Here is a 21,498-nt window from a genome sequence, read left to right as displayed (position 1 = left end):
ATTTAACTTTCTAAAATTAATTTTTTTAATACAGCCATTCTAATAGCAACCCCATTTTTAACCTGCATTAAGACCTTTGATCTTTTATCTGCCATAATCTCATCACTTATATCTATGTTTCTATGCACAGGGCCTGGATGTAAGATAATGATATCTTTATCTTTTATAAGTTTTTTAGTAATACAAAAATCATTTGCATAGTCTTTTAATGATGCGTAAGTTGGTATGTTATGTCTTTCAGTTTGTGTTCTAAGACTCATTATTATATCAACACTATCAATAACATCTTCTAATTTATTGAATTTTTTTATTGGATAAGTTGGCATAAAATGAGGTGGACCAACTAAGGAAATATCGATACCAAATCTAGGAAGTAATTCTAAATTTGAAGCAGCAACACGAGAATTTTTTATATCTCCAACTATGGCGATCTTTTTACCTTCTACATCATAATCAAAATGTTCCATTATAGTAAAAAGATCAAGAAAGGCTTGTGTTGGATGAGCGTGTTTTCCATCACCACCATTAACAATAGGACAATGAGTGTAATTAGCAAGTGTATATGGGATTCCTGAATTTTTATGCCTTATTACAATGGCACTTGGTGCCATAGCGTCTAAATTAGCAGCAGTATCAAAAAGTGTTTCGCCCTTGCTTGAGCTACTTCTTGAGACATCAAGTTTTAGTATTCTTGCACCTAATCTTCTTGCTGCACTTTCAAAACTTGATTGAGTCCTTGTTGAATTTTCAAAGAAAATTGTTGTAATACTTTTTCCTTGTAAATCACTGCGTTCCTTTTCATCTAAATAAGATTTAGCATCTTTAAAGAGTTTTAAGATTTCTTCATTGTTAAAATCTTTTGTAGTAATTAAGTGCCTCATGAAAAACCTTTTTTAAAATTTTAAATTAAGTTCATTATCAGAGCAGATTGCACTAAATAAAACATCTGTAGAGCTATTTAATGCAGTTTCTACACTATCTTGAATCACTCCTATTATAAATCCTACGGCGACAACTTGCATTGCTATATCATAATCAATATTAAACAAAGAGCAAGCAAGTGGTATTAAAAGTAATGATCCACCTGCTACGCCACTTGCTCCACAGGCAGCAAAAGTTGCTAAAATGCTTAGAAGCATAGCTTGTAAAAAGTTAATTTCAATTCCAACCGTATGGGCAGCAGCTAAGCTTAATATAGCTATAGTTACAGCAGCACCAGCCATATTTATAGTAGCACCTAGTGGTATAGAAATGCTATAGAGATTATTATTGATATTAAGTTTTGAACATAATGCCATATTTACAGGTATGTTTGCAGCAGAACTTCTTGTAAAAAATGCAAATACAGCACTATGCTTTAAGCAGATAAAAATCAATGGATATGGATTTTTTTTAGTATAAATGAAAACAATTAAAGCATTGATAACAAAAGCTACAAAGAACATAGTTAAAACTAAAATTACTAATAATTTTGCATAGCTTAAAAGACCTTGAGCACCAGTTTGAGCTACAGAATTTGCCACAAGACCAAAAATTCCAATAGGAGCAAGTTTGACTATAAATTTAACGATTTTTAACACTCCTTCGTTAATATCTGAAAAAAGTTGTTTTGCGTCATTAGAACAATGTCTTAAAGCAAAACCTCCTCCTACTGCCCATACTAAAATACTCAAATAGTTTCCAGAAGAAAGAGCGTGTATAGGATTATCCACTATTTGAAGCAATAAGGTCTTAAAAACTTCACTAATGTGAGTAGGGCTTAAATTTGAAGCTTTTTCGACATTTGTTAATGTAAGTTCAACAGGAAAAATAAAACTAACACTAACAGCGCTAAGTGAAGCTAAAAAAGTGCCAGTTATATATAAAAAAATAATATGTTTTATTTTAGCATTTCCATAAGTAAATTCTTTTGTGCATATTGTAGTTAGGATTAAGATAAAAACTAAAATAGGGGCTATTGCTTTTAATGCTCCTGTAAATAAATTTCCAAATATATTTGCAAAGGCAGCTAGGTCTTTAGAAACTAATCCAATGAGCACTCCTAAAATAATACCAATGCAAATTTGCAGTATTAAATTCCCATTCTTATAGTATGTAATTGCACTAGAAATAAAATTCATACATAACCTTTTTATATATTGTCGATCTTTGTGGGTTTATTTTAGCAAAGCAAAGCTTAAAGTTTTTGATTTTTAAGTAAAGTTTTGTTACAATCAACTCGGATATATAATTTAATTTTTCAAAGGAAAAAAATGTATTTATTTACTTCTGAAGTTGTTAGTGCCGGACATCCTGATAAATGTGCAGATATAATAGCTGATAATATCGTTGATACTTTTTTAACACACGATAAAGATTCACGTGTTGCTAGTGAGGTATTTGTAGCAGGCAATAAAGTCGTAATTGGTGGCGAAATTAAATCAAAACATAAATTAGAGAAAATAGATTATGAGAATATAGTCAAAAAAGCATTAGCTGATATTGGTTATGATGGCCACCCCCATTTTAATAAAAAACAATGCTTACATCCTGATGATGTAGAAGTTATGGTGTTTTTAAACGAACAAAGTCCTGATATTAATCAAGGTGTTGATCAAGAAGATGGAGAAATAGGAGCGGGTGATCAAGGCATTATGTTTGGTTTTGCAAGTAGTGAAGCTAAAGAGTATATGCCTGCGGCTATTTCTTATGCGAGAATGCTTTGTGATAAGGTGTATAATTATGCAAAAGAAAATCCTGATAAGCTTGGAGTAGATATAAAAACTCAAGTAACAATTGATTATGGAACTAAGGAAAATTTTGAAAATTGTAAGCCACAGAGTATCCATACTATAGTGGTTTCAGCACCATGCGTAGATAGTATGGATATTGAAAATTTAAGATCTTTAATTATGAAATTAATCTTAGATACAAATTTACCAGAAGATCTTTTTCATATGGAAAAAACAAGAATTTTAATTAATCCAACAGGAAAGTATGTAAATCATAGCTCATTGCATGATAGTGGATTAACGGGAAGAAAATTAATAGTAGATAGTTTTGGTGGTTATGCTCCAATAGGCGGAGGAGCACAATCTTCTAAAGATTATACTAAAGTAGATAGAAGTGGTTTGTATGCTGCAAGATGGCTTGCAAAAAATATTGTTGCTGCACAACTAGCAAAAAAATGTATTGTTCAATTATCCTATGCTATAGGTGTTGCAAAACCTACTTCTGTAAGTGTTGATTGTATGGGGACAAATACTAGATTAAACGATAATATTTTAAGCGATTTTGTAATGAAAACTTTCCCTTTAACCCCTAATTGGATTAAAAATAAATTTGCTCTTGATAAACCTAGTAAAGAAACGTTTTTATATGCTGATGTTGCTGCAAGAGGTCAAGTTGGTCAAGCAGATTATCCTTGGGAAAAACTTGATGCTGTAGAAGAATTTAAATCACTAAAATGAAGCCTTAAAAAGCTTCATTTTACTTTCGAGAGTATTTTTTATTTTTTGTAATAAAATTTCTTTTGGTTTTATCACCATATTACCTTCTCCGTTAGTTGTATGATATACACTTACATTGTAATTGTTTGCATAAAATTGAATTAAAATATTTTGTAATTTGTATTGGATAGAATGATCAAACCACGCATTGTTTGAAATAGCTATAATAATTTTAGAATTTTTATATATTTGTTCTTTTGTTGCTTCATAGCATATAGCATTAGTAATTTTTTGATTATTTAAAGTATATTGATTAAATATTTTTCCTTTTGAAAATTCATCTAAATCATAAAAAGCTTTTTTAAATAAATCTTTAAAAATGGGAATTTCTTCCCCAAAAGGAACAAGATAATATTTGTTAAAAATTTCTACTTTTCCTTTGTTAAAAATGTAAGTGCTATTATAAATACCATTAGAAGTTAAACTTATAGCTCCGGTAATGATAATGATTTGATGAGATAGTTCTTTTAAAAGTTGTATATGATATGAACTTTTATTTAACGCAAAAGCAAAAGTAGTTTCTGGAAAAATTATAAGTTCCTTTTTTTCTTTGATTGCCTGTATTATTTGCTCTATAATCATATTTGAGTGAGTTTGTAGATTTTCTTGTAAAAATTTTTGATCTTGAGATATATGAGTTTGAATTAGTTTATAGTCTAATTCTAATTTCTCGGGATTTTTTTGCTCATATTGTATGCCTATTAAAGCTAAAATTAAAATAATACTTATTTTATAATATCTTGAAATATATTTTTCATAATAAAAATAAGCTATTAAAAAAATAATAATTGCACCTTTATAACTCGCATCAAAAATTCCATATACACTTAAAATTCCAAAATTTAACCAGTCAAATCCAAAAGGATGCACAAAACTTAATAAAAAAATTCCACAAAGGCGTAAAAAATCAAAATATAAGAAATAACAAATTAAAAATAAAACACCATAAATAATACCAATGATAAGTATTTCAATAGGAATTAAATATGATAAGTTAAAATAAATTGATGATAAGCCTACCCACCAAAACCATAAAATTCCTATAAAAAAACCAGTTAAAAAATAGGACATTTTGTTTTTACTTCGCAACAATAAAACTAAACCATAAATACTTAAAAAGGGATTGAGCAGTTCTAAAAATAAATTTTCAAAAAAAGAAAGATATATGAAATTTGAAATTAAAAGTGCAGAAAAAAAGGCTTTTATTATTTTAAAGATGATAGAATTAGGATTTATGAATTTAAGAAAAAGGGGAAGAAATGGCAGAAAACGGAAATATTTGGACTTCATTATTGCCTCTCATTGTGCTTTTTGTAATTTTTTATTTTTTGGTTATTAGACCACAACAAAAACAAGCAAAAGACCACAAATTAATGATTTCATCTTTAGAAAAAGGTGATAAAATCATCACTAGCGGTGGAATAATTTGTGAAGTGGTAAAACCTGAAGATGATTTTATCAAAGTTAAGCTTAATGATGAAAATGTAATGATAAAAATTTCTAAAGATTTTATAGCAAAGAAAATTAATGCGTAATGGAAAAATTACTTATAGAAGTATCATTTTTTTTATAGTTTTTATCGTAGGCTTAGTTTTTTCCATACCTTCGTTTTTACAAACTAAAAGTGGTGCTAAGATTAATTTAGGACTTGACTTGCAGGGTGGTTTGTATATGTTGCTTGGAGTTGAAGTTGATGAGGCAATTAGATCCAAAATTAAATCTATTGCTTCATCACTTAGTTATTCCATCAATAAAGAGGATATTATTATTGATAAAATAAAAATTGGTGATGATAATATAAAATTTACTCTTTTAGATGAAAGTGATGTAGCTAAGATTGATTTATTGTTAAAAGATATAAAAGGTTTATTAATTGAACGTCAAAATCTTCATTATACGATTTCTCTAACTCAAGAGGAAATTAAGCTTACACAAGAGCAAGCTATATTGCAAGCAATAGAAACTATAAGAAATCGTTTGGATCAATTTGGACTCGCAGAGCCAAATGTGGCACGATCAGGAAATGATAAAATTTTAGTTGAACTTCCAGGTATTAAGACTGCTGCAGATGAGACAAGAGCTAGAGAGCTTATTGCTAAAGCAGCACATTTGCAATTAATGGAAGTAGATGATGTAAGAATGGATCAAGTTAATAATCTTACGCAAAATGAGGCAGCAGAGTATGGAGATGTAATTTTTGAAGATGCTAAAAATTCACAGATGAAATATCTTGTAAAATCTATACCAATACTAGATGGTGCAATGCTAACTGATGCTAAGGTTGGGTTTGGACAAGGAAATAATTTACCTGTTATAAATTTTACTTTAAATTCAGAGGGTGCGAAGAAATTTGGAGATTATACTGGAAATAATATTGGAAAACGTTTAGCCATAGTTTTAGACAATAAAGTTTATTCTGCACCAAGAATCAATGAAAGAATTGGTGGAGGTAGCGGTCAAATTAGTGGAGGTTTTAGTGTAGAAGAAGCTCACGATGTAGCTATTGCTTTAAGAAGTGGTGCGCTTTTAGCACCTGTTAAAATGCTAGAAAAAAGAAGTGTTGGGCCATCATTAGGAGCTGATAGTATTAGAATGAGTATGATTGCTTTAGCTGGAGCTTCTATTTTAGTAGTTGCTTTTATGATTGTATATTATGGCATAGCTGGAATTTTTGCAAATATTGCTTTAATTGCAAATATTTTAATGATTATTGCTGTTATGGCGATGTTTGGAGCTACACTTACTTTGCCTGGTATGGCCGGTTTGGTTTTAACAGTTGGTATGGCTGTGGATTCTAATGTTATTATAAATGAAAGAATTAGAGAATTATTAAGAGATGGTATGAGTATAAAACAAAGTATCGAAGGTGGGTATAAACATGCTATGAGTGCGATTTTAGATTCAAATATCACTTCGCTTATTACTTCTATAGTTCTTTATGCTTATGGAACAGGTGCAGTAAAAGGTTTTGCTATAACTTTGAGTATAGGAATTTTAGTTTCAATGGTTACCTCTATTGTAGGGACTCACGGAATGTTTGAGATGTTTATAAATCGTATAGAAAAAAGCAATAATACTAGACTTTGGTTTGGATATAGGAGACCTTAATGCAGTTTTTTAGTCAAAAACACATTTATAATTTTATGAAGATGAGATTTGTAGCTATATCTTTATCTTTTGTTTTATTTTTTGGTTCGCTTTTTATTCTTTTTATTAAGGGTTTAAATTTTGGTATTGATTTTACCGGTGGGACATTAATACAACTTCAATATGAACAAAAAGCTCCACTTGTTGATATACGAAAAGCATTGTCTGATAATGAAGATTTAAAAGGTGCAAGTGTAACTGAATTTGGTAGCGAAAATGAAGTAATTATCCGTTTTTCAGGGAGTAGTGATAGTTTAGGCTCAGATCCTGGAATAGGCGTTGCAAATTTGTTGCAAAATACTGGTAAATTTGAGGTGCGTCGTGTAGATGTGGTGGGTCCTAAAGTGGGAGATGAATTAAGAAATAAAGGTCTTATGGCAGTTGGAATGTCTTTAATTGCTATATTGATTTATCTTGCTATTAGATTTGAATGGCGTTTTGCTATGGCTTCTATAGTGTGTGAAATTCATGATATTGTGATTACATTAGGAGCTATTGCTTTATTTGAAATTGATGTCAATTTAGATATTTTAGCGGCTATTTTAACTGTGCTTGGATATTCTTTAAATGATACTATTATTATCTTTGATAGAATTAGAGAAGGTATTAAAACAAGTAAAAATTCACAACTTGATCTTATTATAAATGAGTCAGTTTCTGCAACTTTATCAAGAACAACACTTACTACAGGATTGACTTTGATTTCAGTTGTTGTATTGTATTTTTTTGGTGGCTCAATGATAGAAGGTTTTGCATTAACTATGATAGTAGGCATTTTAGCAGGAACTGCAAGTTCTATTTTTGTAGCAAGCCCTGCATTATTATGGTTTAAATTTAGTGTTATGCAGTATCGCCAAAAAGAATTAGAAAAAGCTAAAAAAAGACAAGAAAAAGATAAAATAAGATCTATGTATGAAAAAGGAATAGTTTAAAAAATGAATTGGGGTAAAGTTGTATATATCTTTTTTGCTCTTATGAGCTTAACCACTATAGCAGGTTTTTTATACGAGCAAAATGAAGTGGCTTTATTTGTAGCAGCTTGTGTAAATTTAATTTCTACATTATTAAAAATTGGTGTTAGAAACTTTTTAGCAGCAGAATTGTTCGCTAGTTCTTTAGTCGCAGATTTGCATTTAATACCTGCATTTGCGTTAATGCAGATTAATCCAAGTGCCAATGTGATGGTTTATACTTTAGCAATAGGTGCATTGATAGCTAATGTATTTTCAATGATTTTAGTAATAGTTGATTCGGTAAAAAATACAGAAGATGATAATTAATAATCAGGAGTAAGCAAATGGCGTATGAAGCATCGCAAATAGAAAAAAAGTGGCAAGATAAATGGCAAAAGGATAATTATTTTGAGCCTAAAGATGATTATTCTTTACCAAAAAAATATGTTTTATCAATGTTTCCTTATCCTAGTGGTAGAATTCATATGGGACATGTTAGAAATTATTCTATAGGTGATGCGATTGCAAGATATTATAGAAAAAAGGGCTTTAACGTCTTACATCCAATAGGTTTTGATAGCTTTGGTATGCCCGCTGAAAATGCTGCTATAAAACATGGTGTTCATCCTAAAAAATGGACTTATGAAAATATTGATTATATGAAAAATGAATTGTTCTCTTTAGGTTTTTCATTTTCAAAAAAACAGATGTTTGCAACTTCAGATCCTTTATATACAAAATTTGAACAAGAAATTTTTATTAAAATGTATGAAAGAGGTCTTATTTATACAAAAGAAGCTGAGGTTAATTGGTGTGATAATGATAAAACGGTTTTGGCAAATGAACAAGTAGAAGATGGTAAATGCTGGCGTTGTGGTTATGATGTTATTAGAAAAAAAATGCCTGGATATTATATTAAAATTACTGAATATGCTGAAGAATTATTGCAAGATTTAAAAAGATTAGAGGGCAAATGGCCTAATCAAGTTTTAACAATGCAAGAAAATTGGATAGGAAAAAGTGTAGGGCTTGGTTTTGATTTTATTTTAGATAAAAATAATAAAATAGAAGTTGAAAAGGTTAATGTTTTTACTACAAGAGCAGAGACGATATATGGAGTTTCTTATATTGCTTTAGCTCCTGATCATCAAATTGTAAATGAGTTAATTTCTAAAGGGGTTTTAAAGCAAGATCTAGTGGAAAAAATTCAAAATATACAAAATCAAAGTCCGCGTCAAAGGCAAGCGTCTGAAAAAGAGGGCTATTTTTTAGATCTTTATGCTATACATCCTTTAAATAAGGAAAAAATTCCATTGTGGGTTGCAAATTTTGTATTGGGAAATTATGGTAGTGGAGCTATTATGGGCGTTCCAGCTCATGATGAAAGAGATTATGAATTTGCAAAGAAATATAATCTTGCTGTAAAACAAGTAATTGCAAAAGATAATAAATATCAAGAGTTTTATTCTGCTAAGGAAGGTAAATTAATAAATAGTGATGAGTTTAATAATTTAGAATGCGATGAGGCACGAGAAAAAATTAGTTTAAAAATTAAAGAATTAGGTATTGGTAAAAAAATAACTAATTTTAAAATTCGAGATTGGGGCGTTTCAAGGCAAAGGTATTGGGGTGCTCCTATACCTATGATTAAATGTCATAATTGTGGTTTAGTGCCTCAAAAAATTGAGAATTTGCCTATAAATTTACCAGAAGATGTAATTATTAATGGCGAGGGTAATCCTTTAGATAAACACGAAAAATGGAAAGAATGTATTTGTCCAAAATGCGGTAAGTTAGCTCAAAAAGAGACTGATACTTTAGATACTTTTTTTGAAAGCTCTTGGTATTTTGCACGTTTTGCAAGTGATAATCGCACATGGGAAAATCAGGCTATTGATAGAAAAAGTGTTGATTATTGGATGAATGTAGATGAGTATATTGGAGGTATTGAGCACGCGATATTGCATTTGTTGTATGCTAGATTTTTTCAAAAAGCATTAAGAGATCTAGGATATTTAAGGGATAATGAGCCTTTTGAGAGACTTTTAACTCAAGGTATGGTTACTAAAGATGGCTTTAAGATGAGTAAGTCTAAGGGTAATGTTGTTGATCCTGATTATATTATAGAAAAATATGGAGCTGATAGTGCAAGATTGTTTATACTTTTTGCAGCACCTCCTGCTAAAGAGTTAGAATGGAATGATAATGCGTTAGAGGGAGCTTTTAAATTTATTAATAGACTATATGAAAAAGCAATAAAATTGCAACCTGGTTACTTAGAGCAAATTAATCATAATGATTTAAATAAAGATGAAAAATATGCGAGATTAAAAGTTTATGAGGCTTTAAAAAAGTCTTTTGAGGTTTATGAAGAAAATTTTGCTTTTAATACTTTGATTGCTTCATGTATGGAAGCTTTAAATGCTTTAAATGCTATATATAATGAAAAAATTTTAAAAGAAGCGTTTTATATTATTTTGAATATTTTAGAACCCGTGATTCCTCATATTTGCTTTGAATTAAGCGAATATTTATTTAAATGTGAAAATTTTAAAGTTTTAGAGATTAAAGAAGAGGTTTTTCTCAAAGATAATTTTACGATTGTAATTAGTGTAAATGGTAAAAAGCGTGGCGAGATAGAAATTTTATCCAATATGAGTAAAGATGAAATTTTAATATTAGCTAAGAAAAATGTAGCAAAGTGGATTGCTGATAAAGAGTTGATTAAAGAGATTTATATTGATAAAAAACTTGTAAATTTGGTTGTTAAATGAAAAAACTAATTTTTACATTTTTAGCTTTTTTTTTAGTTTCTTGTGGATATATACCATCATCACATATGGCTGGAGTAGTGCTGGGGGAAAATGTTTTTTTAAAGATTAATATTAGCAAACAAGATCCTCAAAATAGTGTATTTATCACAGATGTTTTAAGAGAAGCTATGTTAAATAAACTTGGTAGAAGTATCACTAATGAAAATAGTGCTGATAGTATTATTATTGTTACAATGAAAGATTTAAAATATACGCCAATGATTTATGATAAAAATGGTTATGTTGTTAATTATAAAGCAGAATTATTTTTGGAATTTAAATTGCGTTATCAAAATGGAAAAGAAGAAATTATCAATACTAAGGGTAGTTATTATTTTGATATTAATCCTAATTCGATTATAAGTGATCAAGCAAGATTTGAGGCGATTAAAAATGCTTCAAGTCAAGCATTTGATGAATTTATTTCTATTGTTGCTATTAGAGGTTATAAATAATGGCAAGTCATATTAATGAAATTGCAAAAGAAACCCTAATAAAATTAAAAGAAAGAAAACTTCATCCAACTCCGGAAAATTATAGTGAAATTTTTGAAGAGTGTGCGCAAAAGGCAGGTATTGCAAGCTTCAATAAGGCTAGAATTGAAAAATACATTAATTTATTAGATGATATATACAAACAAGAATTAAAAAGAAAAAAAATTTATACTATTGATGAATTTTTAGCTTTTTTGGTTTCAAGACTTAATAGACAAACTAGTAAAAAATATGAAGATGTTTATGCTTTATTAGAATTAATTATTTATCAACTTAGTATAAGTAAAGACAAAAAGATTAAAGAATTAGCTCAAGCTTCATTGTGTAGGTTATCTCAAGCAATGGACATTGAAACGATTTATCTTTTAAGATCAAAATGGAAAGAGCTTGAGAAAAGTTATGAAGATGAAGAATTATTAAAGAAATTAGAAGAATTAAATATAAGAAATTTTTCTGATTTTTATTTTTTAATAGAAAAACTTATTTTTATGTTAAAAGAGCGTTCTTATGAAAAACAAGCAGAATTATTGCTTTGTAGTTTAGATCCCTTATTTGGAGAGAGTAAGGAGATAGAGCAATTTAAGGAACAATTAAGAGAAAATCCAAGACTAATAGCAAGAAAAGAATTTGCTCGTGATTTTTGTTTGATGATGCAAAAGAAAGAAGCTATAGATAGATATTATATACAAAAAAATCTTTCCTTTTTTCATAAGCATTTAGAAAGCTTAAATGAGATGGTGTCTAAGCTTTATAATCATAGTCAAGAAGATGTAAAATTTATTGATACTTTAACTAAAGACAAAAATGGTAATGTGCAAGTTAATTTTGATATTTTAAAAGACAAATTATTATATGCAAATGAACAAATTGCACAAATTAAAACACAAATTCATGCCACTAGTGATGATGAGCAAAGAGAGCAATGGAATTTAGCTCAAGAGCTTAAAAAGCTTGATGAAAATTATTATCTTTATGCTGTGAATTATACTTTATGTTTTTTCAAAATAAATGATATAGAACACATAATTAATACATATGGAGTCGATAGTTATAAAACTATTGAAGAAAAATTTAAGAAAATTTTAAAAGATTCTTGTAAAAATACTGAAGAAATTTGGATTTTAGATGAGAGCTCTTATCTTGTTATTTTACCAGGAAAAAATTTAGAATATGGTCAAATTTTCACAGAAAGAGTATTAAAACTTATTGAAGATTATAAGTTTATTTATAAAGATAGAGTTGTAAAAATAAAATTATTAACATCATACATAGAAAAAAGCAGTTTTGCAGATGGTGATATTTTAAAAGATCTTATAGATAAAAGTGTAAAATGAAATTTAAAGATTTTATTACAAAAAAAACTATGTTTTATAAAAAAATTAATAGATTTTTTATGTTTTCTATATATGAAAAATATAAAGATCATTTTGCAAAAACAAAAAATATTCAGATTGTAGGGACTAATGGCAAAGGTAGCACAGGGAGATTTTTGGCTATGCTTTTGCAGCAAGAAGGTTTTAACGTAGGTCATTATACTAGTCCTCATATTTTTTCTTTTAATGAAAGATTTTGGTTAAATGGTAATATTTTAGACGATGAAACATTGGAAAAGGCACATCAAAAATTAGAACAAATATTAACTAAAGACTTAATGAGACTTAGTTATTTTGAATATGCTACTTTTTTAGCGTTGATAGCTTTTGAAAGATGTGATTATGTAATATTTGAAGCTGGTGTTGGCGGAGAGTATGATGCTACAAGTGTTTTTGAGAAAGAATTTAGTGTTTTTACTAGAATTGGTTTTGATCATCAAGATATATTAGGAAGCACTCTTAATAGTATTGCAAGAACTAAATTAAAAACTATGAAAATTAAAGCGATTATTTCTAGCAATCAAAATAAAGAAATTTTAAATTTAGCCAAGCATATTGCACTTTTAAAAAAATCTACACTTTGGATATCTTCATTTCACGAAGATAAAAAGATTGAATTTTTAGCTAAACAATACATTGAAAAATATTCTTTAGCCACATTTTTAAAAGATAATCTTTTGCTTGCATTAGAAAGTTTTATGTTGATTTTAAATAAAAATAAGAGTGATTTAGTTGAAAATATTAAGAAGCTTTCAAAACTTGATTTAAGGGCTAGATGTGAGCAAATTTCTTATAATCTTTTTGTTGATGTTGGTCATAATGAGATGGCAGCATCAGCTTTAATTTCAATTTTCAAGGAAAAAAAAGTTCATTTAGTTTATAATTGTTTTTTAGATAAAGATTTTCGTAGTATTTTAAGGATATTAAAGCCTATTATTAAAATAATTGAAATTTATGATTATCAGTGCGAAGATAGGGTTTTAGCTGGCGAAGAGTTGATAAAATGTTTAGAGGAATTAAACATTAAATACAAGACATTTGAATCTATAAAAAATGAGAATTTATATTTAGTTTTTGGTTCTTTTGTTTTAGTTGAAAAATTTTTAAGAGGATATTGTGAAAGATAAATTTACACTTACTATAACAGATGTCAATGGTTCTAGACATTTTTTGTTGAGTCAAATTATTAAGAAAGTAATTATTTATTTTACATCTTTTGTTTTCGTAGTGATAGTTTTAGGCGCTTTATATATTAATTATTTAGCAACTAAAAGATCAGAACTTTTAAAAGATCAAGAAAGTTTGAGTGCAAAAAATACTAAACTTTTTTCTCAAAATGAAAGTATGCAAAAAAATTTAGAGGAAAAAGCCGCTTTATATGATGAGCTTCAAACTCAACTTGCCGATATTGAAGAAAATCTTGGTTTAAAGCAAGATGAAAGTTTAGATATACCCGAAAGATTAGAAAAGGTAAAATTAACCAATGACCAAGCATATTTATTTTTAACTCAAATTCCAAATGGTCATGTAATACCAGATAATGGCGTTACAGGGGATTTTGGTTGGCGTCATCATCCTATATTAAACAAAAAAGAATTCCATCCAGGTATTGATTTAAGAGCACCTTTGAAAACTCCTATTTATGCCCCTGCAAATGGAGTTGTAGAATATGCTGCATATAGCAATAACGGGTATGGTTATTCTGTGATTTTAATCCATAATTTTGGGTTTAAAACGGTATATGCTCATATGACTCGTCAAGATGTCGTAAAAGCAGGAGAATTTGTAAGAAAGGGTCAATTGTTAGGTTATACAGGCAGCACAGGACTTTCTACTGGTCCGCATTTGCATTATGAAGTTCGATTTATCAATAAACTTTTAGATCCTACAATTTTTATAAATTTAAATCATAAAAACTATGAACAAATTTTTGATCAAGAAAGGAGAGTTCCATGGCAATCTTTAATAAAGGCTCTATTGCTTCAGTATCCGAAACTACAGTCATTTCAAGCGGTGCAAAAATAGAGGGTAATTTTTATTTTAATTCTATGCTTCATTTAGATGGAGAAATCATTGGAGAAGTAACTTCTTCAAGTGTAATAGTAATAGGTAAAAGTGGTGTTTTAAAAGGTCAGGTTAAAGCTAATAAAATAGTAATTAATGGTATTTTTGAAGGAGAAATGAATGTTGATTCTCTTGAGATTTTATCCGGAGGTATTTTAAATGGAAATATCATCGTTAAGCAACTTAGTATAGAAAATGGTGGTAAATTCAATGGAAGTAGTAAAATTGTAGAAAAAGATGAGGAAGCGGCTGTATTTAGTGGTGTAGAAGAAAAAAATCAAGATGCAAGCTAGATTGTATGAATATTTACAAGATACACAAATTGAGTTAATCATTTGCGAAGATGATAAAGAAGCTGATGATTTAGCTCAAGTTTGTTTGTATTTAGAATTTAAAACTTATGTTTTACCAGATTTTAGAGCATATTTTGGAAGTGATTTACGTTCTTTTTCAAAAGAATTATTTGAGATTTGTAAGGTTTTAAGTGCTTATCACAAACAAACACAAAAAAAGATTTTAATTTCACCTATTAGAACCATTTTACAGAAACTACCAGGAAAAAATAACTTACAAAATATAATATTAAAGAAAAATTCTTTAATTAGATTGGAAAAATTTAAAGAAGAAATTTTATATAGTGGGTATGAATTTGTAGATATTATTCAAGATAAAGGGGAAATTTCTATTCGTGGAGAAATAATTGATATTTTTGCTATCAATGAAGAACAACCATTTAGAATTTTGCTTTTTTCAGATGAAATAGAAAGTATAAGATATTTTGATATAAACTCTCAAAAATCTATACCTCAAGAACTTTCTAGCATAGAAATATGTCCATTTTTAAGTAATTTAAATAAAGATCAATATGAAAAATTGCAGGAAAAAATTAAAAATTTTCAAAGTCAAAGTATTGTTAATGATATTAATTCTTTGGGTTTTTGGTGTATCGATGATTTTTATGATTATTTAAATTTAAATTTTATAAGTACTAAAAAATTTGATAATGAAGATTTTGAAGAAAGTGTCAGTAAAATTAATCAATATATTTTACCGCAAGCTAAGCATTGTAAAGATTTATTAAGTACTTATAATCAAGATTTTTTTTCTTTTCATAAAGATAAAAATATTTTAATTTTAGCTAAGAATGAGGTTTTATTTAAAGCTTTAAATGTAGAATATTCTCAAAATATTACTTTAAAATTATGCGATATAAGATTAAATTTAATCACTAAAGAAAAATTAATTATTTCTTTAAATAAAAAACAGAAAAATAAAAGAATTAGAAAAGTAAATTTGGTTATAGATGAGCTTAGAATAGGTGATTATATCGTTCATGAAGATTATGGAATAGCTAAATTTTTAGGACTTGAAATTATTGTTATTGCTGGAGCAAAAAAAGAATTTGTAGCACTTGGTTATTTAAATAATGACAAATTGCTTTTGCCTGTTGAAAACTTATATATGATAGATAAATATATTGGTGCTAGCGGTAGCATACCTTTGCTTGATAAGCTTGGCAAAGGAACATTTTTAAAACTCAAAGAAAAACTCAAAGAAAAACTTTTCATTATCGCTTCTAATATAGTTTCATTGGCTGCTACTAGATCGTTAATTAAAGCTAAAAAAATATGTATTGCAGATGAATTACAAGATGAATTTGTAAATAGCGCTGGATTTATTTATACTAAAGATCAAGAGCAAGTTTGTAAAGAAATTTCTCAAGATTTACAAAGTTTTAAGGTTATGGATAGATTATTAAGCGGTGATGTTGGATTTGGTAAAACAGAAGTTGCTATGAATGCCATATTCTCTTGCATAAAAAGTGGCTATACTGCTTTATTTTTTGTTCCTACGACTTTGCTTTCTTCTCAGCATTTTAAGACATTAAAACAAAGATTTACTAGGTTTAATATAAGTGTTTTAAAACTTGATCGTTTTACTAGTTCGAAAGAAAAAAAACAAATTTTAGAATTTTTAAAAGAAAAAAAACCTTGCGTGGTGGTTGGGACCCATTCTCTTTTAAATATAGAGTGCGAAAATTTAGGTTTAGTTGTAATTGATGAAGAACATAAATTTGGTGTTAAGCAAAAAGAAAAATTAAAAGAGCTTAGTAAAAATTCACATATTCTTTCAATGTCTGCAACACCTATACCAAGAAGTTTAAATCAAGCATTAAGTTCTTTAAAATCTTATAGTATTTTGCAAACTCCACCAGAGGATCGTTTAGATGTAAGAACTTTTGTTAGAGAAAGTAGTAATGCTTTGATTAAAGAAGCTATTTCAAGAGAATTAAGACGAGCAGGTCAAATATTTTATATTCATAATCATATTGCAAGTATTAATGAGAGTAAAGAATATCTTTTAGAATTATTTCCATATTTAAAAATTTTAATATTACACTCTAAAATCGATGCTAAAACAACTGAAGAAGAGATGCTTAAATTTGAAAATAAAGAATATGATTTATTATTATGCACTTCTATAGTTGAAAGTGGCATAGATCTTCCAAATGCAAATACTATTATAGTTGAAAATTCAGATCGGTTTGGTATGGCTGATTTACATCAATTAAGAGGTAGAGTCGGACGAAGCGCTATACAAGGATATTGTTATTTTTTAATTGAAGATAAGGAAAAAATTACTAAAGATTCTTTAAAAAGATTAACTAGTTTAGAAAGCAATTCTTATTTAGGTTCAGGCTCTGTTCTTGCTTATCATGATTTAGAAATTCGTGGTGGTGGAAATTTGTTGGGTGTTGATCAAAGTGGGCATATAGAACAAATTGGTTATAGCTTGTATCTTAAGATGCTTGAAGATGAAATTAACAAATTAAGCAAGAATGAAACAATCAAAGAAAAAAAGATTGAATTAAAATTAAATGTAAATGCTTTTATTAATAGTGAATATATTAATGAAGATCGTTTGAGATTAGAGCTTTATAGAAGGCTTAGTAAATGTGTGAGCGTGAGTGAAATATTAGAAATAGAAAGTGAAATGATTGATCGTTTTGGAAAATTAGATCTTTACACAAAGCAATTTTTAGATTTAATCACGATAAAAATTTTAGCTAGCAATGACTATAAGCTAATTAGCAATTTTGAACAAAATATTTGTTTTGTAAAAGATGATGAAAATAAAGAGATTATTAAGGCAAAAAGTAAAGATGATGATGATATATTAGATGCAGTGCTTACTCATCTTAGGAGTGTAAAATTATGAGTGGATATGATATATTTGAAACTTTGATTTTAGCTAATATTAATTTTAATGAATTTGAGTGGATTGAAAATGATAAATTAAGTGAATTTGAAATTTTAGTTTCTATTATTTTAACTCAAAATACGAATTGGAAAAATGTGCTTAAAGCTTTAGATAATTTAAGATGTGCCAATATCACTAAGCTTGAAGATCTTAAAGCTATTTCAACACAAAATCTTGCTTTTTTGATAAAACCTAGTGGTTTTTATAATACAAAAGCTAAATATATAAAAAATTTTATCCAAGCTTTTTTTGATAATTTTATTTCACTAGATGAATTTAAAAATAAAGTTTGTCGAGAATGGCTTTTGGGTATTAAAGGATTAGGTCAAGAAAGTGTTGATGGAATTTTAAATTATATTTGTAAGCGTGAAGTATTAGTAGTAGATGCTTATAGTGCAAAAATTTCAAAATATTTAGGTTATGAATTAGATAATTATGAAAATTTAAATGATTTTTTTATACAAAATATATCTAGTAATCAAAATAAATTAAATAAATTATTAAAAAGACAATATGAACTTTATGAACTTTATCAAATTTTTCATGCAATGATTGTAATTTTTTGTAAAAAATATTTTTTGGGTAAAAATATATCAATTCAAGGACAAGAAATACTAAAGCCTTTGATGATAACTTAGTGTTTTGTTTTTTTTAAAGTGCTATAATGTATTTGACTTCAAAAAAGGAGAGGTAATGAATACAAGTATAGTCGGGAAACAATTTGAGCTTACAGATTCCATTAAAGAGTATGTAGAAAAAAGTTTTGATACTTTGACAAAGTATAATCTTGATGTAATTTCTGCTCGTTGTGTGATTAGTGCTGATGAAAGACATGGAAAAAAAGGATTTTGGGTTGAATTTGGTATAAATTTAGCAGGAATTAATACCGTTGTTGTTAAGCAAAAGGATAAAGACTTATATGCTGCAATAGATTTAGCAATTGATAGAATTTCTAAAGTTTTAAGAAGGTTGCACGATAAAAATACTACTCATAAACACCAAGATGAAATAAAAGAAAATATCATTTTATCAAGTGTTATTGATGATGATGAAATAATTCCTGTAGAACTTGAGCTTTATAAGCCTTTAGAAATTGATGAAGCTTTAGAAAAACTTAAATCTAGCAAAGATATATTTTTAGTTTTTAATGATATGGACGCTAAGATGAGAGTTTTATTTAAGAAAAAAGATGGAAAATTCGGTTTATTTTAAATGATATTCTAAGCTCTTAAGGGCTTAGAATATTTTATTAAAAAGCTTATTTATACCCTTGTCATTTTTATTCTTTTCTTCTTTTGGATCTTGTCTAGTAATGATATTTTTGATTGTATTTAATGTGCTTTTTGTATCAAGTTTTATCTTTGGATTTTCTATTGTTCCTTTAATTATTCCTTTAAATATTGCCCTGTCTATTTCTATATTAAACGGGATATTTAAGGCACTATTTTTAGTATTAACTTTACCTTTTGTGATATTTATTTTACTATTATCAGCTAGTAAATTGAGATTTAAATCAATTAGATTTTTATTGATAATAGCACTTGCGTCCCCGCTACGATAAACATCTTTGGTAATATCTTTTTGTAATAATAATATCAGTGTATTTATCATTAAATTCTTTTTTAGCTTTCCATTTTTAAGATTTAACAAAACTTCTCCACTTTCTGTTGAAAGATTGTAATTTGCTTTTAAATCAGATTTTGCTTCGTAATAATCTGGTAAATCTAAACTTTGAGTTAAAATTGATAAATCAATATTTTTAATATCTGCTTTTAATATATTATTTTTTAAAGTTGCTTCCATTTGCCCTTCAAAGATTTTTTTACTAAAAATGCTTGCATCAATTAAATTATTTTCAAAATTTAATTGACCATTAAAATTTGCATTTCCTTTTAATTTTCTATCTACTAAAAATCCTAAGGTTGAAAAGTCATTGATTGAAATATCATAGTTGCTTTGTAGAAAAATTTTATTAATATCAAATTTACCTTTAAAGGTATTGATGTTAGCAAAAGATGAATGTATTTTTGTATCAAAATCTAGAATAGATTTGTTAATTTTTCCTTCGATATTTACTTTCGCTGAAGTATTTTTTGGAAATTTTTTATTAAGAAATTTTGAAAGTTCTATTTCATTGAAAGACGAATCAATATTTACATTAAATTTTCCATTTAAATTATTAAAATCTAAAGAATCTAATTTTATATCTGCATAAATATTTCCATATGCTAAAACTTGTTGTCTTATTAAAGGAAAAATCTGTTGTAATTTCAAACTATTTATAGTTGCTTGCAAATTTTTTCCATTATATTTTGCGTTGATTAATCCTTGCATAATTTTGATATTTGCATCAAGGTTTTGTATAATATTTTCCTTAAGATCGATTTTAGCGTCTATACTTAAAGGTCCATTAAGGTCTTGCTTGGTTAAAACTTTTATTTTATTAAGATTGTCTATAAATGCATTTAAATTTAAATTTAGATTTTTATTTTCAAGATGATACAAACCGCTTAAATTTGAAATTTTGGCTATATTTGAATCTAGTGACATTTCATAATTAATTAATGAATTTTTTGCATCTGCTTTTGCTTGTAAATTAAAATTAGTCTTTGGAAAATCTAGATTATTGATTTTTTTAAATTCACTAGCATTAATATTTGCATTTTTAAGTTCTACAAAAAGATCAAAATTTTTAAAATCTAAACCTTTAGCATTAAAATCTAATTGTAATTTAGAATTTATAAATTTTGGCATAGAAATGGTATTGAGCAATTGTGCAATCTCAATAGAGCTTGTATTTAAATTTAAATTATCATCTAAAAGTGTAGCTTTTAATTCTCCACCAAGTCCATAAAAAGTAGCATCTATTTTTTTTAATTGATTTTGTGTAAATTCTAAGTTGCCATTAATTTTACTTTTTCCTTGAAGTTTTATTTTAGCGATACTTGAAAATTGATTAAAATCATCTAAAAGAATTTCAAAATCAGAATTTAATTTGTTGTTTTGAAGCTCATAAATACTTTGTTGAGTATAGAATTTAAAAAAATTACTTAAAATTTTACTTTTAGAAGTAATAATATCATTTTGTATTAAAGAATTAATTTCACCTTTTATAAAATTTTCTTTTGGCAAGCTAAGATTGAAATCTCGTTGAATTAATGTATTATTAATGGAGTTTGTATAAAAACTAATTAAAGAACTTCCATTTGCTTTTGAATCTTTGGCGTTAATATTAGTGGTAATACTTATTTTTCCTTGGATATATCTTGGTAAATTTATAAAATCTAAAATTTGAGTCATATCCATATCTTTTCCTAAAAATTGCAAATTTAAAGGATAAAAATTAACAATATTGGCCTTTAGATTAAGAATAGAATCAAATAAAAATCCATTTCCATTTATATTGAAATTACTACTTTTTCCGATAATATTTCCTTTAAAAGTAATATCTTGTTGATTGCTTAATTTTAGCTCTTTAATGTATTTTTTTTGCAAGTCTATAATATAATTTAAATCAAAACCTAAACTCAAAGGAGATATATTTCCTTCAATATTAATAAAAAATTTATCATCTAAATTCGCCTTTATATCTAAAGTAGAAAAGCGAATTTTGAAATTATCAAATTTAACCTTTATACCGCTTTTTTGTATGATAATCTCTTCTAGTTTTGGTTTTAAGAAATTATTTCCTATGCTTGTAAAAAGTAAAACATAGCTACTTGCTAGCAGTATGAAAACAACTATTAAGGAAGTATAAAAAATTTTTTTCATTTTAATACCTTTATACTAATATATCATATAAATTTAGTTTAATAGACTAAACTTATATGATATATATAACTTAATTTATTGACAATTTACTTTATTTTATGTATAATTGTTATCACTCAAAAATAACGAGTGCT

At 27.2% G+C, this 21,498-nt stretch carries 18 protein-coding genes; 14 read left to right on the top strand and 4 right to left on the bottom strand.

The annotated features are described in order from the left end of the window. Window positions 1-2: 2 nt before the first annotated feature. Window positions 3-881, bottom strand: a complete 879-nt coding sequence (locus QZ429_RS00675) for an aspartate carbamoyltransferase catalytic subunit (protein WP_291949525.1) — start codon at window positions 879-881, stop codon at window positions 3-5. A gap of 12 nt (window positions 882-893) precedes the next feature. Beyond that, the gene (sstT, locus tag QZ429_RS00670; protein WP_291949523.1) at window positions 894-2,120 is read right to left on the bottom strand and encodes a serine/threonine transporter SstT; all 1,227 of its coding nucleotides are present in this window, start codon (window positions 2,118-2,120) and stop codon (window positions 894-896) included. Between the two features lie 132 nt (window positions 2,121-2,252). Between sstT and metK the strand changes: the two genes are divergently transcribed. Further along, on the top strand, window positions 2,253-3,449 hold the full coding sequence (metK, locus tag QZ429_RS00665) for a methionine adenosyltransferase (RefSeq protein WP_291949521.1): 1,197 nt from the start codon (window positions 2,253-2,255) through the stop codon (window positions 3,447-3,449). Here the strand turns inward: metK and QZ429_RS00660 are convergent. Then, window positions 3,441-4,778: an apolipoprotein N-acyltransferase gene (locus QZ429_RS00660; RefSeq protein ID WP_291949519.1), complete on the bottom strand. Its 1,338-nt coding sequence runs from the start codon at window positions 4,776-4,778 to the stop codon at window positions 3,441-3,443. The two genes, metK and QZ429_RS00660, sit on opposite strands and share 9 nt — an antisense overlap. Here QZ429_RS00660 and yajC point away from each other — a divergent pair. From yajC to raiA, 13 genes are read left to right on the top strand one after another with little or no spacing between them, the layout of a single operon-like run. After that, window positions 4,748-5,023, top strand: a complete 276-nt coding sequence (yajC, locus tag QZ429_RS00655; RefSeq protein WP_291949517.1) for a preprotein translocase subunit YajC — start codon at window positions 4,748-4,750, stop codon at window positions 5,021-5,023. The genes QZ429_RS00660 and yajC overlap by 31 nt on opposite strands. After that, window positions 5,016-6,596 carry a protein translocase subunit SecD gene (gene secD, locus QZ429_RS00650; RefSeq protein ID WP_291949515.1) on the top strand — a complete coding sequence of 527 codons (1,581 nt, stop codon included), beginning with the start codon at window positions 5,016-5,018 and terminating at the stop codon, window positions 6,594-6,596. The genes yajC and secD overlap by 8 nt, the downstream gene beginning before the upstream one ends. Then, window positions 6,596-7,567, top strand: a complete 972-nt coding sequence (gene secF, locus QZ429_RS00645; RefSeq protein WP_291949512.1) for a protein translocase subunit SecF — start codon at window positions 6,596-6,598, stop codon at window positions 7,565-7,567. The genes secD and secF overlap by 1 nt, the downstream gene beginning before the upstream one ends. A gap of 3 nt (window positions 7,568-7,570) precedes the next feature. Further along, on the top strand, window positions 7,571-7,915 hold the full coding sequence (locus tag QZ429_RS00640; protein ID WP_291949509.1) for a DUF6394 family protein: 345 nt from the start codon (window positions 7,571-7,573) through the stop codon (window positions 7,913-7,915). A gap of 17 nt (window positions 7,916-7,932) precedes the next feature. Continuing rightward, on the top strand, window positions 7,933-10,362 hold the full coding sequence (gene leuS, locus QZ429_RS00635) for a leucine--tRNA ligase (protein ID WP_291949507.1): 2,430 nt from the start codon (window positions 7,933-7,935) through the stop codon (window positions 10,360-10,362). Next, window positions 10,359-10,856 carry an LPS assembly lipoprotein LptE gene (gene lptE / locus QZ429_RS00630; protein WP_291949504.1) on the top strand — a complete coding sequence of 166 codons (498 nt, stop codon included), beginning with the start codon at window positions 10,359-10,361 and terminating at the stop codon, window positions 10,854-10,856. The genes leuS and lptE overlap by 4 nt, the downstream gene beginning before the upstream one ends. Further along, the gene (locus tag QZ429_RS00625; RefSeq protein WP_291949503.1) at window positions 10,856-12,229 is read left to right on the top strand and encodes a hypothetical protein; all 1,374 of its coding nucleotides are present in this window, start codon (window positions 10,856-10,858) and stop codon (window positions 12,227-12,229) included. The genes lptE and QZ429_RS00625 overlap by 1 nt, the downstream gene beginning before the upstream one ends. Then, the gene (locus tag QZ429_RS00620) at window positions 12,226-13,395 is read left to right on the top strand and encodes a Mur ligase family protein (RefSeq protein WP_291949500.1); all 1,170 of its coding nucleotides are present in this window, start codon (window positions 12,226-12,228) and stop codon (window positions 13,393-13,395) included. The genes QZ429_RS00625 and QZ429_RS00620 overlap by 4 nt, the downstream gene beginning before the upstream one ends. Beyond that, window positions 13,382-14,293 carry a peptidoglycan DD-metalloendopeptidase family protein gene (locus tag QZ429_RS00615; RefSeq protein ID WP_291949611.1) on the top strand — a complete coding sequence of 304 codons (912 nt, stop codon included), beginning with the start codon at window positions 13,382-13,384 and terminating at the stop codon, window positions 14,291-14,293. Before QZ429_RS00620 ends, QZ429_RS00615 begins: the two co-directional genes overlap by 14 nt. Beyond that, window positions 14,221-14,625 (top strand): polymer-forming cytoskeletal protein, encoded by a 405-nt coding sequence (locus tag QZ429_RS00610; protein WP_291949497.1) that lies wholly within the window; start codon window positions 14,221-14,223, stop codon window positions 14,623-14,625. Before QZ429_RS00615 ends, QZ429_RS00610 begins: the two co-directional genes overlap by 73 nt. Then, window positions 14,615-17,551, top strand: a complete 2,937-nt coding sequence (locus tag QZ429_RS00605) for a DEAD/DEAH box helicase (RefSeq protein ID WP_291949494.1) — start codon at window positions 14,615-14,617, stop codon at window positions 17,549-17,551. Before QZ429_RS00610 ends, QZ429_RS00605 begins: the two co-directional genes overlap by 11 nt. After that, the gene (locus QZ429_RS00600) at window positions 17,548-18,231 is read left to right on the top strand and encodes an endonuclease III domain-containing protein (protein ID WP_291949491.1); all 684 of its coding nucleotides are present in this window, start codon (window positions 17,548-17,550) and stop codon (window positions 18,229-18,231) included. Before QZ429_RS00605 ends, QZ429_RS00600 begins: the two co-directional genes overlap by 4 nt. Window positions 18,232-18,286: 55 nt before the next feature. Beyond that, entirely contained in the window at window positions 18,287-18,805 is a 519-nt protein-coding gene (gene raiA / locus QZ429_RS00595) for a ribosome-associated translation inhibitor RaiA (protein WP_291949488.1), read from the top strand. Window positions 18,806-18,829: 24 nt separating this feature from the next. On the opposite strand, the gene QZ429_RS00590 is transcribed toward raiA, so the two are convergent. After that, a complete protein-coding gene (locus QZ429_RS00590; protein WP_291949485.1) occupies window positions 18,830-21,364 on the bottom strand; it encodes a hypothetical protein in 2,535 nt (844 codons plus the stop codon). Between the last annotated feature and the right edge of the window lie 134 nt (window positions 21,365-21,498).

This window comes from Campylobacter sp., from assembly GCF_020024835.1.
Classification (GTDB): Bacteria; Campylobacterota; Campylobacteria; order Campylobacterales; family Campylobacteraceae; genus Campylobacter_D.
This window is presented reverse-complemented; position numbering and strand designations above follow the sequence as displayed.

Bases quoted from the DNA above. Each gene is read 5' to 3' on its own strand.
- QZ429_RS00590 (WP_291949485.1), bottom strand. From the start codon at position 21,364: ATGAAAAAAATTTTTTATACTTCCTTAATAGTTGTTTTCATACTGCTA.
- leuS (WP_291949507.1), top strand. From the start codon at position 7,933: ATGGCGTATGAAGCATCGCAAATAGAAAAAAAGTGGCAAGATAAATGG.
- QZ429_RS00640 (WP_291949509.1), top strand. From the start codon at position 7,571: ATGAATTGGGGTAAAGTTGTATATATCTTTTTTGCTCTTATGAGCTTA.
- QZ429_RS00660 (WP_291949519.1), bottom strand. From the start codon at position 4,778: ATGAAGTCCAAATATTTCCGTTTTCTGCCATTTCTTCCCCTTTTTCTT.
- sstT (WP_291949523.1), bottom strand. From the start codon at position 2,120: ATGAATTTTATTTCTAGTGCAATTACATACTATAAGAATGGGAATTTA.
- QZ429_RS00675 (WP_291949525.1), bottom strand. From the start codon at position 881: ATGAGGCACTTAATTACTACAAAAGATTTTAACAATGAAGAAATCTTA.
- lptE (WP_291949504.1), top strand. From the start codon at position 10,359: ATGAAAAAACTAATTTTTACATTTTTAGCTTTTTTTTTAGTTTCTTGT.
- secD (WP_291949515.1), top strand. From the start codon at position 5,016: ATGCGTAATGGAAAAATTACTTATAGAAGTATCATTTTTTTTATAGTT.
- metK (WP_291949521.1), top strand. From the start codon at position 2,253: ATGTATTTATTTACTTCTGAAGTTGTTAGTGCCGGACATCCTGATAAA.
- secF (WP_291949512.1), top strand. From the start codon at position 6,596: ATGCAGTTTTTTAGTCAAAAACACATTTATAATTTTATGAAGATGAGA.
- QZ429_RS00625 (WP_291949503.1), top strand. From the start codon at position 10,856: ATGGCAAGTCATATTAATGAAATTGCAAAAGAAACCCTAATAAAATTA.
- QZ429_RS00605 (WP_291949494.1), top strand. From the start codon at position 14,615: ATGCAAGCTAGATTGTATGAATATTTACAAGATACACAAATTGAGTTA.
- QZ429_RS00600 (WP_291949491.1), top strand. From the start codon at position 17,548: ATGAGTGGATATGATATATTTGAAACTTTGATTTTAGCTAATATTAAT.
- yajC (WP_291949517.1), top strand. From the start codon at position 4,748: ATGGCAGAAAACGGAAATATTTGGACTTCATTATTGCCTCTCATTGTG.
- QZ429_RS00620 (WP_291949500.1), top strand. From the start codon at position 12,226: ATGAAATTTAAAGATTTTATTACAAAAAAAACTATGTTTTATAAAAAA.
- raiA (WP_291949488.1), top strand. From the start codon at position 18,287: ATGAATACAAGTATAGTCGGGAAACAATTTGAGCTTACAGATTCCATT.
- QZ429_RS00610 (WP_291949497.1), top strand. From the start codon at position 14,221: ATGGCAATCTTTAATAAAGGCTCTATTGCTTCAGTATCCGAAACTACA.